The 15,221-nt window shown below is 68.0% G+C and carries 15 protein-coding genes; 11 read left to right on the top strand and 4 right to left on the bottom strand.

Annotation, left to right across the window (positions count from 1 at the left end; genetic code table 11):
* Nucleotides 1-311 precede the first annotated feature (311 nt).
* Nucleotides 312-908: a TetR/AcrR family transcriptional regulator gene (locus FHS44_RS38150; protein ID WP_312863985.1), complete on the bottom strand. Its 597-nt coding sequence runs from the start codon at nt 906-908 to the stop codon at nt 312-314.
* A 72-nt stretch (nt 909-980) separates the two neighbouring features.
* Between FHS44_RS38150 and FHS44_RS38145 the strand changes: the two genes are divergently transcribed.
* From FHS44_RS38145 to FHS44_RS38135, 3 genes are all read left to right on the top strand, one after another.
* The gene (locus FHS44_RS38145) at nt 981-1,841 is read left to right on the top strand and encodes an SDR family oxidoreductase (RefSeq protein WP_184725111.1); all 861 of its coding nucleotides are present in this window, start codon (nt 981-983) and stop codon (nt 1,839-1,841) included.
* Nucleotides 1,842-1,872: 31 nt separating this feature from the next.
* Nucleotides 1,873-2,661 carry a helix-turn-helix transcriptional regulator gene (locus tag FHS44_RS38140; protein WP_184725109.1) on the top strand — a complete coding sequence of 263 codons (789 nt, stop codon included), beginning with the start codon at nt 1,873-1,875 and terminating at the stop codon, nt 2,659-2,661.
* A gap of 69 nt (nt 2,662-2,730) precedes the next feature.
* The gene (locus tag FHS44_RS38135; protein WP_184725107.1) at nt 2,731-3,483 is read left to right on the top strand and encodes a glucose 1-dehydrogenase; all 753 of its coding nucleotides are present in this window, start codon (nt 2,731-2,733) and stop codon (nt 3,481-3,483) included.
* A gap of 106 nt (nt 3,484-3,589) precedes the next feature.
* On the opposite strand, the gene FHS44_RS38130 is transcribed toward FHS44_RS38135, so the two are convergent.
* The gene (locus FHS44_RS38130; protein ID WP_184725105.1) at nt 3,590-4,546 is read right to left on the bottom strand and encodes a helix-turn-helix transcriptional regulator; all 957 of its coding nucleotides are present in this window, start codon (nt 4,544-4,546) and stop codon (nt 3,590-3,592) included.
* Nucleotides 4,547-4,608: 62 nt separating this feature from the next.
* Here FHS44_RS38130 and FHS44_RS38125 point away from each other — a divergent pair, with 62 nt between their 5' ends.
* A complete protein-coding gene (locus tag FHS44_RS38125; RefSeq protein WP_184725103.1) occupies nt 4,609-5,724 on the top strand; it encodes an epoxide hydrolase family protein in 1,116 nt (371 codons plus the stop codon).
* A 258-nt stretch (nt 5,725-5,982) separates the two neighbouring features.
* Here the strand turns inward: FHS44_RS38125 and FHS44_RS38120 are convergent, their stop codons facing one another.
* A complete protein-coding gene (locus tag FHS44_RS38120; protein WP_184725101.1) occupies nt 5,983-6,588 on the bottom strand; it encodes a DUF1707 SHOCT-like domain-containing protein in 606 nt (201 codons plus the stop codon).
* 198 nt (nt 6,589-6,786) lie between these two features.
* Here FHS44_RS38120 and FHS44_RS38115 point away from each other — a divergent pair, with 198 nt between their 5' ends.
* From FHS44_RS38115 to FHS44_RS38085, 7 genes are all read left to right on the top strand, one after another.
* The gene (locus tag FHS44_RS38115) at nt 6,787-7,545 is read left to right on the top strand and encodes an ABC transporter ATP-binding protein (protein ID WP_184725099.1); all 759 of its coding nucleotides are present in this window, start codon (nt 6,787-6,789) and stop codon (nt 7,543-7,545) included.
* Complete coding sequence (locus tag FHS44_RS38110) at nt 7,542-10,073, top strand: FtsX-like permease family protein (protein ID WP_184725097.1); 2,532 nt, start codon at nt 7,542-7,544, stop codon at nt 10,071-10,073. The genes FHS44_RS38115 and FHS44_RS38110 overlap by 4 nt, the downstream gene beginning before the upstream one ends.
* A 4-nt stretch (nt 10,074-10,077) precedes the next feature.
* Nucleotides 10,078-11,394, top strand: a complete 1,317-nt coding sequence (locus FHS44_RS38105) for a sensor histidine kinase (RefSeq protein ID WP_184725095.1) — start codon at nt 10,078-10,080, stop codon at nt 11,392-11,394.
* Nucleotides 11,382-12,020: a response regulator transcription factor gene (locus tag FHS44_RS38100; protein WP_184725093.1), complete on the top strand. Its 639-nt coding sequence runs from the start codon at nt 11,382-11,384 to the stop codon at nt 12,018-12,020. The genes FHS44_RS38105 and FHS44_RS38100 overlap by 13 nt, the downstream gene beginning before the upstream one ends.
* Before the next feature lie 328 nt (nt 12,021-12,348).
* Nucleotides 12,349-13,143 (top strand): hypothetical protein, encoded by a 795-nt coding sequence (locus FHS44_RS38095; RefSeq protein WP_184725091.1) that lies wholly within the window; start codon nt 12,349-12,351, stop codon nt 13,141-13,143.
* A 340-nt stretch (nt 13,144-13,483) separates the two neighbouring features.
* Nucleotides 13,484-14,440 carry an HNH endonuclease gene (locus tag FHS44_RS38090; protein ID WP_184725089.1) on the top strand — a complete coding sequence of 319 codons (957 nt, stop codon included), beginning with the start codon at nt 13,484-13,486 and terminating at the stop codon, nt 14,438-14,440.
* A 14-nt stretch (nt 14,441-14,454) separates the two neighbouring features.
* Nucleotides 14,455-14,676, top strand: coding sequence for a hypothetical protein (locus FHS44_RS38085; protein ID WP_184725087.1), 222 nt, complete (start codon nt 14,455-14,457; stop codon nt 14,674-14,676).
* Between the two features lie 128 nt (nt 14,677-14,804).
* Here the strand turns inward: FHS44_RS38085 and FHS44_RS38080 are convergent, their stop codons facing one another.
* Nucleotides 14,805-15,125, bottom strand: coding sequence for an HAD family hydrolase (locus FHS44_RS38080; protein ID WP_184725085.1), 321 nt, complete (start codon nt 15,123-15,125; stop codon nt 14,805-14,807).
* Between the last annotated feature and the right edge of the window lie 96 nt (nt 15,126-15,221).

Raw genomic sequence — 15,221 nt, 5'->3', positions numbered from 1 at the left:
CTGAGCTTATGAAGCACATCGAACCAGGCCAGGAGACGGCCCGGGTCCTGGCCGTACCGCACTACCTCGGCTCCTGAGCACCGGGCAGGGAGCCGAGCCCGGGGCTTGGCCGTACCGCGCCACCTGGGTTTATAAAGCACATCGAGCCAGGCCAGGAGACGGCCCGGGTCCTGGCCGTACCGCGCTACCTCGGCTCCTGAACACCGGGGAAGACGGTTCCCCTCGCGGACCCGCGGGTCCTGGCCGTACCGCGCCGCCTGGGTTTGTGAGCACCGGGCAGGAAGTCGAGTCCGGGCCCTGGCCGTACCGTGCTATCTCAGCTCCTGAGCACCGGGCAGGGAGTCGAGCCAGGTCAGGAGGCGGTTTCCCTCGCGGACCATGATCTCCGGGTCGCGCAGGGCGTTGGCCAGCAGTGACATCCCCTGGTAGGCGCCGACGAACGTGAGCGCGAGGTCGCCGGGCTCGGGGCATCCCAGCTCGCGGAACTGCCCCTCGGCCCAGTCGAGCAGCAGCCGGATGACCCTGCCCGCCTCCAGGTCCATGCCTCCCTCCTCGCGCTTGTCGAGCTCGACGGCCAGGGTGCCGGTCGGGCAGCCGTACCTCGCCGCGACCTCGCGCTGGTCGATCCACCCTCCGACCAGGGCCCTGAGGCGCTCGCGCGGGCCGGGGAGCTTGTCGAGCTCGCCGGTGAGCCGCTCCAGGTGCCCGGCGTGCTCGGCCAGGGCCGCCTGGACCAGCGCGTCCTTGGTCTTGAAGTAGTAGTACACGTTCCCCACGGGAACCTCGGCGGCGTTGGCGATGTCGGCGATGGTGGTGCGCTCCACCCCCTGCCGGTGCAGGACCTGGGCGGCCGCGGCCATGAGCTGCCGCCGCTTGTCGCTCCCCCGGTATCTCTTTGAGTCAGTCACCTGACTAACCATAGCCGACCTGTGCTACGGTCTAACTAAGTCATACGACTAACTAACAAACAGGAGACGGAAATGATCGTTGTAACGGGAGCAACCGGTAACGTCGGACGCCCGCTGGTGCGGCTGCTCAGCCAGGCGGGCGAGCGGGTGACGGCCGTCTCGCGGAAGATCACCGCGTCCGACGTGCCCGAGGGCGTCACGGCCCTCGCCGCCGACCTGGCCGACCCGGCCAGCGTACGCCCGGCCCTCGACGGCGCCGACGCGCTGTTCCTGCTGGTCGGCGGTGACCTCATAGCGGCGACCGGCGACGCGGGCGCCGTCGTCGGCGACCTCCTCGCCGACGCCGTAGCCGCCGGAGTCCGACGGGTCGTGCTGCTGTCCTCCCTGGGAGTCGTCACCCGTCCCGACTCGCTCTCCCACGGGCTCCTCGGGAAGTCCATCGAGGACGCCGTCCTGCGCTCCGGCCTGGAGTGGACGATCCTGCGGCCCAGCGGCTTCGCTTCCAACGCCTATGCCCACGCCGAGCCCGTCCGCGCCCTGCGGACCGTCGCCGCGCCGTCCGGCGACGTCGGCCTGCCGCTCGTCGATCCCGACGACATCGCCGAGGTCGCCGCGGCGGCCCTGCTCCAGGACGGTCACGCGGGCCGGAGCTACGAACTGACCGGCCCCGCCCTCGTCACCCCCAGGCAGCAGGCCGAGGCGATCGGCGCGGCGATCGGCGAGGCCGTACGGTTCACCGAGCTGACCGGGGAGGAGGCCCTCGCGCGGATGCTGACGTTCATGCCGGAGCCCGTCGCCGAGACCACCCTGGACATCATCGGCAGGCCGACCCCCGCCGAGCTGCGCGTCAGCCCCGACATCGAACACGTCCTCGGCCGCCCCGCCAACCCCTTCGCCGCCTGGGCCGAGCGCAACGCCATGGCCTTCCGCTGAACCCTGTGGACCAGAGGGTTACCGTGGGGCCATGACCAGCGAGTCCACCCGGCGCCGCGAACGGCTGCGCGACTTCCTGCGCGCCCGCCGGGCCCGGCTCACCCCCGGCGACGTCGGTATCCCCACGGCCGGACGGCGCCGGACCCCCGGGCTGCGGCGCGAGGAGGTCGCGATGCTGGCCGGGGTCGGGGTGTCCTGGTACACCTGGCTCGAACAGGGTCGTGACATCACCGTCTCGACCGACGTGCTCGACGCGATCGCCGAAGCCCTGCGCCTTGGCGAACCCGAACGGGCACACCTCTACTCCCTGGCCGGTCTCAACCCGCCGCCCAGTTCTGGTTCTGACCGGCCCTCCCCCGAGCTGCGCCACCTGCTCGACGGGTGGGAGGGACGGCCCGCCGTGCTACGGAACCGGCACTGGGACGTGCTGGCGTTCAACGACACGGCGCGGAACGTCTTCGAGTTCACCGACGACGCCGTCCACAACTGCCTGGTCACGTTCTTCACCAACCCCCGCTATCTGGCCATGCGCGAGACGTGGCTCTCGGCCGCCCCCGCCGTCGTGGCCGCCTACCGCGCCGACTGGGCCCGTTTCCCCGGCGACCTCGGCTTCGAGCGGGTGGTCACCGATCTCAGTGCCGTCAGTCCCGAATTCGCCGAACTGTGGGAGCGCCACGAGGTCGGCGTCCCCGCCCAGGCCGTCAACGCCCTGCGCCATCCCCAGGATGGTGAGCTGTTCTTCGACACGACGACCCTCACGATCGCCGACCGTCCCGACCTGCACCTCGTGCTCTACAACCCCCGCCCCACCCTCGTCTGAGCCTGGTGGTGCCACACCCACGACAAACACGCACTGTATGCCCGCGCGCCGTACCGGCACGCTGACCCCATGACACGCTTCTTGGGAAAGATCGCCCTGATCACCGGCGGCACCAGCGGTATGGGCCTGGCCACCGCGCACCGCCTGCTCGCCGAAGGCGCCCGGGTCGTCGTCACGGGCCGCGACAAGGTACGGCTCGACACCGCCGTCACGAGTCTTGGGGACCGGGCGCTCGGGGTGCCCGGCGACGCGGCGGACCTCGCCGACCTGGAGACCCTGGCCTCGACCATCCACGACCGGTACGACCGGCTGGACGTGGTGTTCGCCAACGCGGGCGTCGGCGCGTTCCAGTCCTTCGGCGACGTCACCGAGGCCGAGTTCCACCGGGTCGTGGACGTCAACTTCAAGGCGGCGTTCTTCACCGTCCAGAAGACGCTCCCGCTGCTGTCCGACGAAGGAGCGATCGTGATCAACGCCTCGTTCGCCCTGCACCGGGGAACCCCCGGCACCGCGCTCTACTCGGCGACCAAGGCCGCGGCGCACAACCTGACCCGGACCCTCGCGGCCGAACTGGCGCCCCGGCGCATCCGGGTCAACTCCGTGAGCCCGGGCACCATCGACACCCCGGCGTTCCGCGGCGAGGTCTCCCCCGAAGCCCGCGCCGCCGTCGCCGCCTCCATCACCGCCGGCCGCGTCGGCACCGCCGAGGAAGTGGCCGCCGTGGTCGCCTTCCTGGCCTCCGACGAGGCGTCCTACATCACCGGCCAGGACATCCTCGTCGACGGCGGCCTCACCCACACCACCCCGGCCCCGATGCTCTAGTCATCCAACGAGACGCCTCACAACACCCTGGTAGACGACGGTCCCGTCCCTTCACCCGACGAGACGCCCACACCCAGAGCACCTTCGCGAACGATGGCCTTGTCCCTCAGCCGGTCGCCCGTGCGTAGCGCTCCGCCAGGCGGCGCAGGTGCTCGACGAGTTCCGGGGGCTCCGTTACCTCGAACTCCTCGCCGAGCAGGCCCAGATAGACGCCGAGGGTCTCGACCGTGTCGGCGCCGGTGTGCAGGACGCAGGTGCGCTCGTCCACCCGCTCGACCGTCCCGACCGCCGGGTTGATCCGCTCGGCGACGACCTCGGCGGCCGCATGCACGGTGACCCTCGCCCGGTAGCGCCAGGCCGCCGCCGACACCCGGCGCGACACGTAGGCGGCGACGTCCTCCGGCAGCTCCCGAGGCGTGAACCGGGGACCGGTCGGGATCCGTGGACGCATCCGGTCCACGCGGAAGGTGCGCCAGTCGTCCCGCCCGACGTCCCACGCCAGCAGATACCACCGCCGCCCCCAGTTGACCAGCCGGTACGGCTCGACATCGCGCGTGCCCGCCGTACCGGAATGGTCGTGGTAGTCGAACCTGAGCCGTTCCCGATCGCGGCAGACGGCGGCCAGCGTGGTCAGGAGCGAGGGGTCGACGCCGGGGGCGGTGTCGTCGCGGGGAACCGGCACCGTGTAGGTCTGCAGGGCGTTGACCCGGTGCCGCAGCCGGGAGGGCAGCACCTGCTCCAGCTTCGCCAGCGCCCGCAGGGACGCCTCCTCGATGCCCGCGACGGCGCCACCGGTCGCGGTACGCAGGCCGACCGTGACGGCGACCGCCTCCTCGTCGTCGAGCAGCAGCGGGGGCAGGGCCGCCCCGGCGCCGAGCCGGTAGCCGCCGACGGCACCGCGCGTGGCCAGCACCGGGTAGCCGAGGGTGCGCAGCCGTTCCACGTCGGCGCGGACGGTCCGCCCGCTCACCCCGAGCCGTTCGGCGAGTTCGCTACCGGTCCAGTCGCGCGCCGTCTGCAGCAGGGAGAGCAGCCGCAGCAGGCGGGCCGAGGTTTCCAACATGACCCAAGGTTCTCCGTCAATTAGGAAGGGACTCATCCTAATGCTCCGGCAGAGTTGGGGACATGAACGAGATCCGCGAATTCCACATCGACATCCCGCAGGCCGACCTGGACGAGCTGAACAACCGCCTGGCCCGGGTCCGCTGGGCCGACGAGCTTCCCGGCGCGGGCACCGACTACGGCGTCTCGCTGGAGTATCTGCGGAGCCTCGTCCAGCGCTGGCGCGACGGCTACGACTGGCGTGCGTGGGAGGCGAGGCTCAACGCCCACCCGCAGTTCACCACGACCATCGACGGGCAGAACATCCACTTCATGCACGTCCGCTCTCCCGAGCCTGACGCGACGCCACTGCTGCTCACGCACGGCTGGCCGACCACGGTCGTCGAGTATCTCGACATGATCGACCGGCTGAGCGACCCGCGCGCCCACGGCGGCGACCCGGCCGACGCGTTCCACCTGGTCATCCCGTCGATCCCCGGCTTCGCCTTCTCCGGCCCGACCACCGAGCGGGGCTGGAACCGCTACCGCGTCGCCAGGGCGTGGGCCGAGCTGATGCACCGCCTCGGCTACGACCGGTACGGCGTGCACGGCAACGACGCCGGTTCGCTCATCTCCCCCGAGGTCGGCCGCCACGACCCCGAGCACGTCATCGGCGTGCACGTCACCCAGGTCTTCTCCTTCCCCTCTGGCGACCCGGCCGAGCTGGCCGCCCTGTCGGAGGAGGACCGGGGGAAGGTCGAGTTCCTGCAGTGGTGGCTGGTGAACGGCGGCGCCTACGACAAGCTGCAGTCCACCGCGCCGCAGACCCTGGCCCACGCGCTGGCCGACTCACCTGTGGGACAGCTCGGCTGGAACGCGCAGCTGCTCGGCCCGATCCTCGACCCCGACTACGTGCTGACCAACACGACGATCTACTGGCTCACCAACACGGCCGCCTCGGCCGCCCGCCTCTACTACGAGGACTTCCACACCACCGACAGGCCGACCGAACCCACGACCGTACCCCTCGGCCTGGCGAACTTCGCGGGAGACTTCCCGTCGATCCGCCCGTTCGCCGAACGCGACCACAAGAACATCGTGTCCTGGAACGTCTACGAAACCGGCAGCCACTTCGCCGCCCACACCGCCCCCGACCTCCTCATCGCCGACCTCAGGTCCTTCTTCCGCGCCCTGCGCTGATCTCCACTCAAGTCGCCCCCCGGCGAAACCGGGGGACCTGTCAGGCCACCGCCCCCACGGCGCCCGCTGCTCGGCCTCGCCGTACCGCCTTTGACCAATGCTCAGAGCCGGCCGCGCTGGCATGGCGGCTACTTTCCCGGCTGTGCGTCGCTACCAAGGCCATCCAGAGCGGGACAGACGGACGCCTCATCGTTTCGACCGGTAGGCAGGCCCGGGCCGTACAACGACTCGCCGAACCCTGATGCCCGGGCGCGTCGCTCAGCGCTCGCGTCGGCGCTGGGCCTTGCCGCCCACTCCGCCGAACACCGCCAGGCCCTTCACCACGACCACCGGTGCCGACGGGTCGATGTCCCCGCCGCCGTGCACGTCGAAGCCGCCGAAGATGCCCACGCCCTGGCAGCGCACCTCCACCCCTTCGGGCACGACGATCTCGGCCCCGCCGAAGAAGGCGTTGACCGTGATCTCGATCTCCTTCGCCTCGAACTCGGCGTCGGTCAGGTCGAACCGCATCCCACCGAAGATGGCCAGCGCCCTGGTCTTTCGCCGTACCCGCCAACGGCCCTTGCGCTCGGTACCGCTGAAGATGGCGATGATGTTCTCGGGCTCGGAGCTGGCACCGGGAGCGTAGGACACCGGGCTCGCGGCCGGACGGCTCCGCTCGACCTGCAGATCCTGGGTGAGGACCTCAAGCTCCCCCACCGTCTTGACCTTGTAGAGGCTGTCCAGGCGCTCCGAGTACTCCTCGTAGCCCAGCTGACCGGTGCTCAGAGCCTCACCGAGCAGGGCGGCGACCTGCTCCCTGTTGCTGTCCGAGGCGCGCAGGTGCGACGTCTGGGAGTCCCTACGCATAGGGGAGTTTTCCATGTAAGTCACGATAGTTCTCATTCACCCCCACAGGGAGCACGGCAAGGCCCCAAGTTGTATGCCTCGCACCAGTTTGTCCCTTTACCAGCTCCACCGATCCCGGCGACATCGTGCGCGAGAGGGGTAACGCCAGCGTTACCACGAAGACGGTGGACGGCTTCCTTGTCGCGAGGGTGGCTCGCGGCGTGGGATTGACCCATGACGAGCTCGCCGCCAGCTTCCCCATCCGCGGCCCCGGGCAGCGTGCCCGTGGTCTTCGCCTCGCAACTGTCGAAGGCGTTCGGCCGGTACGGCACCGCCGTCACCGCCCTGGACCGGGTGACGGTGGGGTTCGAGGCTGAGCGGTTCACGTCGATCATGGGGCCTTCGGGGTCGGGCAAGTCGACGTTGTTGCACTGCCTCGCCGGCCTGGAGCGGCCGACATCCGGCTCGGTGGTCATCGGCGGGAGCGACCTCGCACGCCTGTCCGAAGCACAGTTGACGACGCTGCGCCGTGACCATCTCGGGTTCGTGTTCCAGGCGTTCAACCTGGTTCCGACGTTGACGGCCGAAGAGAACATCACGTTGAGCGAGCGCATCGGTGGGCGCCCGGTGGATAGGCGGTGGGTGGAGCATCTGGTGCAGGTGCTCGATCTGGGTGACCGCCTGCGGCATCGCCCAAGTGAGTTGTCCGGCGGCCAGCAGCAACGGGTGGCGATCGCCCGGGCGCTGGCGCACCGTCCCACCGTCGTCTTCGCCGATGAGCCGACGGGCAACCTGGACTCACACACCGGCGGGGAGGTGCTGCGTTTTCTGCGGCTGGCCGTCGAACAGCTCGGGCAGACCATCGTGATGGTGACGCACGACCCCGCCGCCGCGGCGCATACCCACCGGGTCGTCTTCCTGCGGGACGGTCGGGTGGAGGCGGAGACGAGAAACCCGTCGGCCGAGGACATCCTGGCGAGGGTAGCGACGTGATCACGATTGCCTGGCGCAGCCTGGCGGCACGCAAGCTCGCAATCCTGGCAGCGCTGCTCTCGGTCGTCGTGGGCTCGGCGCTGGTCACGGCGACCCTGCTGATCGCGGGAGCCCAGGAACGGCAGGGCGCGGCAAGCGTGACGAGTTGGCGGTTCGATGCCGTCGATGCGGTGGTCAAACCACCGGCGAGCGTGACGCTCAACAGCGGCCTCAAACTTGACCTACCGTCCATGCCCCGGCTCAGCCCTGCCCAGATCGACGCCGTTCGCGACGCCCCGGGAGTGGCCTCCGTCGATCTGGAGCCGCCTTTTCCTGCTTATCTCGTGAATTCGGACAGCACGGTGATCGGCGACGCCTTCACCCGCTCCTGGGGACACCCTTGGTCGACCGCGATCGCCGATGGCGCCTCGGTCGTCAAGAGCAGAGAACCCGCGACCGCCCGCGATGTCGTGGTGGACGAGTCCGTCGCCACGGCTGGCGGTGTCAGTGTGGGTGACGAGGTACGGATCCAGCTCGCCACCGGTACCGAGAAGTTCACGGTCAGCGGCATCGCCCGGCGCGCGAGCGAGCAGTTCGAGCACGCGCTGTTCTTCGACGGCGGGGCCGCCTCACGGTTCGGCGGTGCACCCGTCATGGCACTGGTGTCGACAACGGACACCGCGGCGCTCCAAGCCGCCGTCCCCGGACTTGAGGTGATCACTGGCAGGTCGCGAGCGGGCAGCCTCCAACTTGACCTGCGCCAGGCCGAGCTCGCCGGTGGCTCCGGTCAGTTCCTGATGGTCATCGCGTTCCTGGCTCTGACGATCGCGATGTTCGTCATCTCCAGCACGCTCACCGTCTCGATCGGACAACGGCGCCGCGAGCTGGCGATGCTGCGCGTCGTGGGGACCAGGCCACGGTTGCTCCGACGCCTGGTCACCTGGGAGGCGTTCTTCATTGGAGCTTTCGGCGGGGTTCTCGGCACCGGAGCCGGAATCGCTCTGGCCGACGTGGCGCGACGGTTCTTCGTCGCGCAAGGACTGATGGCCCGGGGCGCCGCGGTGTCCGCTGAACCGTTCGCCTTGCTGATAGGGATCGGCGCAGCCGTGGGGGCGGCGCTCGTGGCGGCTTGGCTTCCCGCTCGTCGCGCCACGCGTATCGCACCGCTGGAAGCGCTGCGAGAGTCCGATGTCCCCACCGGTCACGCCGGAGGTGGACGATCGGTCTTCGGCTGGGTCTTGTTGACGACGGCCGCGGGCTGTACGGCGGGAGCGTTCGCCATAGGCGGTCCAGTGGCGACGGCGGGTGGCGCGGTCGCGCTGCTGCTGGTGATGACCGCGTTCTTGCTGTTCATCGGAGCGGCAGTCCTGTTGGGGCCGCACCTGCTACGCGGCGTGCTGACACCGCTCGGCTCGTTTCTGCGTCGCCGGTTCGAGGGGTTCGTCGCCGAGCGATCGATCCGTTCCGACCTGCGTCGAGCGGCCGGGGTGTCGGTTCCCCTGACATTGCTGGTCGCCGTCAGTGCGGTGCTGATGTTCCAGGACAGCGCGAACTACCAGGCGCGAGCCCAGGTCTACGCCGAGCAGGTGACCGCTGATGCCGTCGTATCCGGCGGGGTCCAGCTCGGTGTACCGCTCAGCGCGGTCAACGCAATCGAACAGGCGCCGAGCGTCGCGACGGCGTCGGCAAGCATCTCCTCGCGTCTGGTGATCGACACCCCGTCGACGATGCGGTCCAACGGAACCGTCACTGGTGTGGACCCAGACGGATTCGGCGAGGTACTCGCCTACGACGTCATCTCAGGGAGTTGGGCGAATTTCGGCGAGCACAGCATCGGCGTGTCACAGATCGTGGCCGAGGAGAAGCAGTGGCGGATCGGCGGCACCGTCACCTTCCTCTACCCGGACGGAACTCCGGGCAGTGCGGTGCTGAGCACCATCTACCGCGACCTTATGGGGGTCAGTGACATGGTCCTGCCGGTCTCAAAGCTCGCCCCGCACCTGCTGGAGCCTTACGCCTCGGCCGTCTACGTCGCGTTCAAGCCCGGAGCCGACCAGGAAGCGGCTCTGGCGGCGATCAACGACAAACTGGCCTCCGTCGCCCCCGGCGCGCAGGCCACAGACCGCGACGGGCATCTGGCGCAGGTGGCCACACAGGCGAGCGGGGACAACTGGATCATCCAGATGGTGGTGGTGCTCCTCGGCGGTTACGCGGGAGTGTCGGCCGTCAACGTCCTGATCGGCTCCACCATGTCACGTCGCCGCGAGTTCGCCCTGCTCCGACTGGCCGGCGCGCGACGCTCTCAGATCGCCAGGTCGCTTCTGGTCGAATCCCTCCTGGTCGCCACCACCGCGGTTGTCGCCGGCAGCGCGATCGCCACGGTGACCATGATCGGATACGGGTACCTGCTCACCGATACGATCTGGCTGCCCTTCGTCGGCTCCGCCTTCGTCGCGATCGTCGCCTGCGCGTACCTGGCTGCCGCCGTTGGAACTCTCGCACCGGCTCGAACCGCCATGAAGGTAGGCGCACTGGAGGCGACACGCTGAAAACATGCTCCAGAAGGACAACGTGACCAGTCCCACCCCGCCGATCGGTGTGTCCGCTCGGCCGCTGGCCGACGCGCCGGGGAACGCGCTGCGTCGGCACCCGGTCCGGCTACTGGGGACCTCGTGGCCGTGGAGGTCACTGGCCTACCTGGCTTCCACTCCGGTAGTGGCGGGCATCTGGCTGTTCGTCTCCTGGCCGGCGCTGGCCCTAGCGGGGCTTCCCCTCGGCCACATCGAACGATGGCGCCTTCGGTGGGTCGATCACCGCCCGATACCCGACCCGCATCTCCCCTACACCTCGGACGGGCTCGGCGGCTGGGTGCGTCTGCGCCTCAGCGAACGGGCGACCTGGACCGAGCTGCTGTACGGCGTGCTGCTGATCCCGCTGTCGATGCTGAGTTTCGCCGTGACCACAGTCGTCCTGCTCGCTCCGGCAATCATGATCGCCACCAGCACCGCGCTGTTCGTGATCCTCGCCCTGGGCGTCGATCCCGATGCCGTCACCACGGTGTCGGATCTGCCGACCTCGACGGTCAACGAGAACCCGATCGCGCAGCTCGGGTTCGTGCTGCTGGGTGTCGTCCTGCTCGTCGCCGGCCTCTATCTCGTGACCCTCGTGGCCGAGGGCCAGCGGTACCTGTGCCGGCTTCTCATCAGTGAGCCGTCGATCCAGCTGACCGAACGACTCGTCGATGTGACCCGCTCACGTGCCCGCATCAGCTCCGCGTTCGACGAGGAACGACGGCGAATCGAACGCGACCTGCACGACGGCGCCCAGCAGCGCCTCACGTCCCTGGTCATGACATTGGGAATGATGAGGTACCAGCTGCGTCGCGGGAAAGACATCGAGCCTCTCCTCGAACAGGCGAGTGCCGACGCCCAGCGTGCCGTCGACGAACTGCGGGAGATCGTGCACGGCATCTACCCATCGGCACTGCGCGAGCACGACCTCGCCGAAGCGCTCAACGAACTGGTCTCCCGTACCGAACACGTCGGACTCACCACCCATGTCCAGCTCACCGTCCCGGCGGATCTGGATCCAGACGTCGAGGTCGGGCTGTACTTCGCCATCAGCGAGCTCGTCACCAACGTCACCAGGCACAGCGAAGCCACCACGATGACCCTCAGTGTCGCCCCTACTCCCCAGAAGACCCTGCTCGTCACCGTCGAGGACAACGGACGCGGCGGAGCGTCACCAGATCACGGCACCGGGTTGGTCGGTGTCGTCGACCGCATCGAGACCCTGGGCGGCAGCGTCCGTCTCCACAGCCCCGCCGGAGGGCCCACCCTTGTGAGCATGGAGGTGCCATGCGCATCGTGATCGCCGAAGACTCCGTTCTGCTCCGCGAAGGTCTCGCCACGCTGCTGAACGCCGCCGGGCACCGGGTTGTCGCATGCGTGGGAGACGCGGAACAACTCCTCGACGCCGTCCGCACCCACGAGCCGGATCTGTCCATCGTCGATGTCCGCATGCCTCCAACCCACAGCGACGAAGGCATCAAGGCCGCACGCACGTTACGCCGCGAGAACCCGGACGCGCACATCCTCGTGCTCTCCCAGATCGTCTCCGGTCGGGAAGCAGCCGACCTGATCTCCTCCGGCAACGGCGGGATCGGCTACCTCCTCAAAGACCGCGTCGGCAACGTCGAGGATTTCCTCGCCGCACTCGAAACCGTCGCGGGAGGCGGCCGCGAGGTGATCGACCCACACGTCGTCCGTCAACTGCTACGACGGCGCAGTTGCATCGAACAACTCACGCCACGCGAAACAGAAGTGCTGGCACTCATGGCCGAAGGCAAAACGAACACGGCGATCGCCGCAGAACTCGTCATCAGCGACGCCGCAGTCGCCAAACACATCAACCGCGTGTTCGCAAAACTGGGCCTGAGCGACAACGACCTCGTACACAAACGAGTCCAGGCCGTCCTGACCTACCTGCGACGATGACGGTGATGCTGTCCATTCAGGCGAAGCACTCCTCGCGTACGGCTTCGGCCGCTCGCCAAGGCGTACGAGCCAACGTTGCTGTCACCGAAGATCAAAATCCCCGAACAACAACCATTCGAAGCTTCCATACCGCCCAGCTGCTGTGGCCAGGGACAGGCTCGAACCGCCGACCTTCCGCTTTTCAGGCGGACCAATCACCCGGCTTGGATACCAGAGACCGTGGCCAGAGGAGTGTAGACGGTAGCCGGCATGTGATCACCTCCATGCGCCTATGCCCGGCATGAGAGCGCGGCGCAGCTAGATCATGGGATTCTGTGGCATGGACTCGGTGACACTGCACGTGGCGGCGCGCCGGTATCTGATGGGGCGCTACGACGAGTTGGCTGACAGGTACGGTGAACTGCCCAACCGGGGGCGAGCGGTGGACGGCTACAACTACAGTCCCGAAGCCTGGCGCATCTTCCCTCGCTACAACGTGGTCGCAGCGATCCTGGAACAGGTCGAGCGGCTTGACCCAGACCACCTGCCCGAGTTCTCCGCCCTCGTCGACGCTCTGGCGGAAGCGGCCGACACGGCCCAGTCCCCGTTCACCCAGCCGGAGTCCAACGAGGCGGCGGCCAAGGTCATGGCTGAGGAACGCCACCTGTTCCAGTCGACCCTGCAAGGCTGGGTTACGCGGGACGGCCTTCGGGTGGAGCCGCTGCCGTACCGACGCGTGTTGACGCCCGCCGAGTCGGCCGAACGGCAAGAACAGCTGCAGCAGCGGTGGGGGCTTGAGGGCAGGTCATGGCACCCGATGCTCGCCGGGCCGATCCCGCCCGACGTGCTCGTGCTGACGGAGGCATCGATATGGGACGAGCAGGGACTCGCCCAGGTGCGCACCGCACTGATCGAGATGGACGGCGGTCGCGTGACAGAGCTACGCGAGTACGGCGCGGACTACCTCGTAGACGTAGAGCTGTTCGAACCCCAGTACACCGGCGCTGAGGGCGTGTGGAGCGATGACACGCTCACCTGGATCGCGTTCGCCTCCCATGAGGGAACCGTCACCTTCGGTGGCCAACTCGCCGCCGCCCTCGAAGCGGAATGGGACGACCTCGACCGATGGCGCTGGTCGGCTTGAGCCACTCCGGCAGGGAAGGGCAGATGCCTCGTCACGAGTCTTATGGCCTGGTGAGACGGCAGATACCGTCTGTAAGACGGTGCTGCTGTACACCGCTTCCGCGAATGTGACCTACGGCCGACCGAGAGCTTCTTCCTGGTAGCCACGAGGAGGTCGCGATCTCCTGTTCCCCGATGAAGGCATCACCGTCACCCAGACGCCTTCACGGCGTCGGCCGCTACGGCAGCGGAGAAGGCGAGTTCGTCTGCGGCTTCAGCGAGGCGACGTAGGGCCTGTGATGACGTGCTGGATATGTCAGCAGGGCTACCGATGATGATCATCCGGATGCACAATTCACTGCATGCGCGCATATGTCGGAGTCACTGACGGCAACTGGTACCGATTCCTCGCAGACCGCCCGGCCTTGACCGAAGCCAACTTCTGGCGTCCATCGGGAGGCATGCGGTTCCGCGCGCTCAAGCCCGGAGAGCCGTTCTTCTTCAAAACCCATCACGAGGACAAGCGAGTAGTGCGCCGCGGCCCGTACAACCGCGTGGTTGGCGGCGGCCTCTTCGCCGCCTTCGAGCCGCTGCCTCTCTCCGAGGCCTGGCAGATATTCGGTGAGGCCAACGGTGCTGCCGACATGGAGCAGATGAGACAGCGGATCAGCCAGTACCGCAAGCAACCTATATCCGAGGGTGAAGACCCTGTCATCGGCTGCGTCTTGCTCCGAGACACTCGCTTCTTCGACCCTCCCGCTCCGGCTCCTCCCGACTTCGCCCCCAACATCGTTCAAGGCAAGAGCTACGACCTGGCAGCTCCCGAGGCCGACTACTTTCACGAACTGGTTGCCCGCCTGCTCGGCACCCGCCATGTCGAGAACGATCTCACCCAACCATGGCGGCGCGAAGGCCCGGTCTTCGGCGATCCCCGGCTGGTTCCCCAACGCCTCGGACAGGGGGCTTTCCAAGCGGTCGTCCTCAACGCCTACCACCGGCGATGCGCGATCACCGGCAGCAGAATTCTCCCTGCCCTCCAAGCCGCTCACATCCGCCCGGTCTCCTCCGGCGGTCAGCATCGCCTGGACAACGGCATCCTGTTGCGCTCGGACGTACACACGCTGTTTGATCGTGGCTATCTGGGCATTGATGCGGAATACCGGCTATGTGTCAGCCCCCATCTGCGAGAACGGTTCGGCGATGGCGACGAGTTCTATCAGCGTGCCGGAGCCGTGATCGCTCTGCCCGATGAGCGGCATGACCACCCCGATCGCGACGCCTTGGAGTGGCATCTGAGAGAGGTGTTCCTGGCCTCCTGAGGACCGCGCGCGGGGTGCTCATTCGCTGCGAGTGGCTCTCGATGCGCATGATCCAGTCCGCGTACGCCGTACTCCGGAACGCCCTGGAACCCACGGTGCGTGAGGAGGCCATCCCCCGCAACGCGACCAAGCTGGTCAAGATCCCGGCGCCCAAGCGGCCTGACCGTGCCCAGGCCGTACGGTACTCAAGGGCGCCAGGAACCGACCGCCTCACGGGCACTGGCACACCTGCGTGACGTTACTGCTCAACCTCGACGTACCGCCTCAGACCGTCCGTGACATCTACGCCCACGTCTCCCCCGACGACAAGCGCAACGCCCACGCGCAGGCTGGGCGATAGCTTCAGACACGCTCGGTGACGCCGTTACCGAGCGTGCTTCCATTTGATCCGATCGCGAAGAACACGAACGTAGTCGAACCCCGCACTTTCCAGGTGTTCCGCGACCCACTGGGCGGCACGATCGTCGGGATCGAGTTCCCGTAGGTGGAATCGGAGACTCTTGATGGCCTTCCGCTCGCGGGCCTTGCGCCTCTTGGGCAGAAAATCGCCCGGCAGGTTGTGACACACGTCGGCGATCATGCGCATGTGCTCCAGATGCCTCAGCGCCGTATCAATCTTCCCATCGACCAACGCGCGCTCCGCCAGGTGGCTGACGGCACGAATCTCCACGAACCCTTTGGCCATCAGAGGGTGTCTGAAAAGTCATGATCGCTGTGTTCCGAGGCGGTGCAGGAGCAGCATGCAGGTGGCTGTGTAGATGACGTTCTCGGAGGTCGTGAT

The sequence above is a fragment of the Streptosporangium saharense genome, assembly GCF_014203715.1.
Classification (GTDB): Bacteria; Actinomycetota; Actinomycetes; order Streptosporangiales; family Streptosporangiaceae; genus Streptosporangium; species Streptosporangium saharense.
The sequence above is the reverse complement of the archived record's forward strand: the minus strand, read 5'-3'. Positions and strand labels throughout refer to the sequence as shown.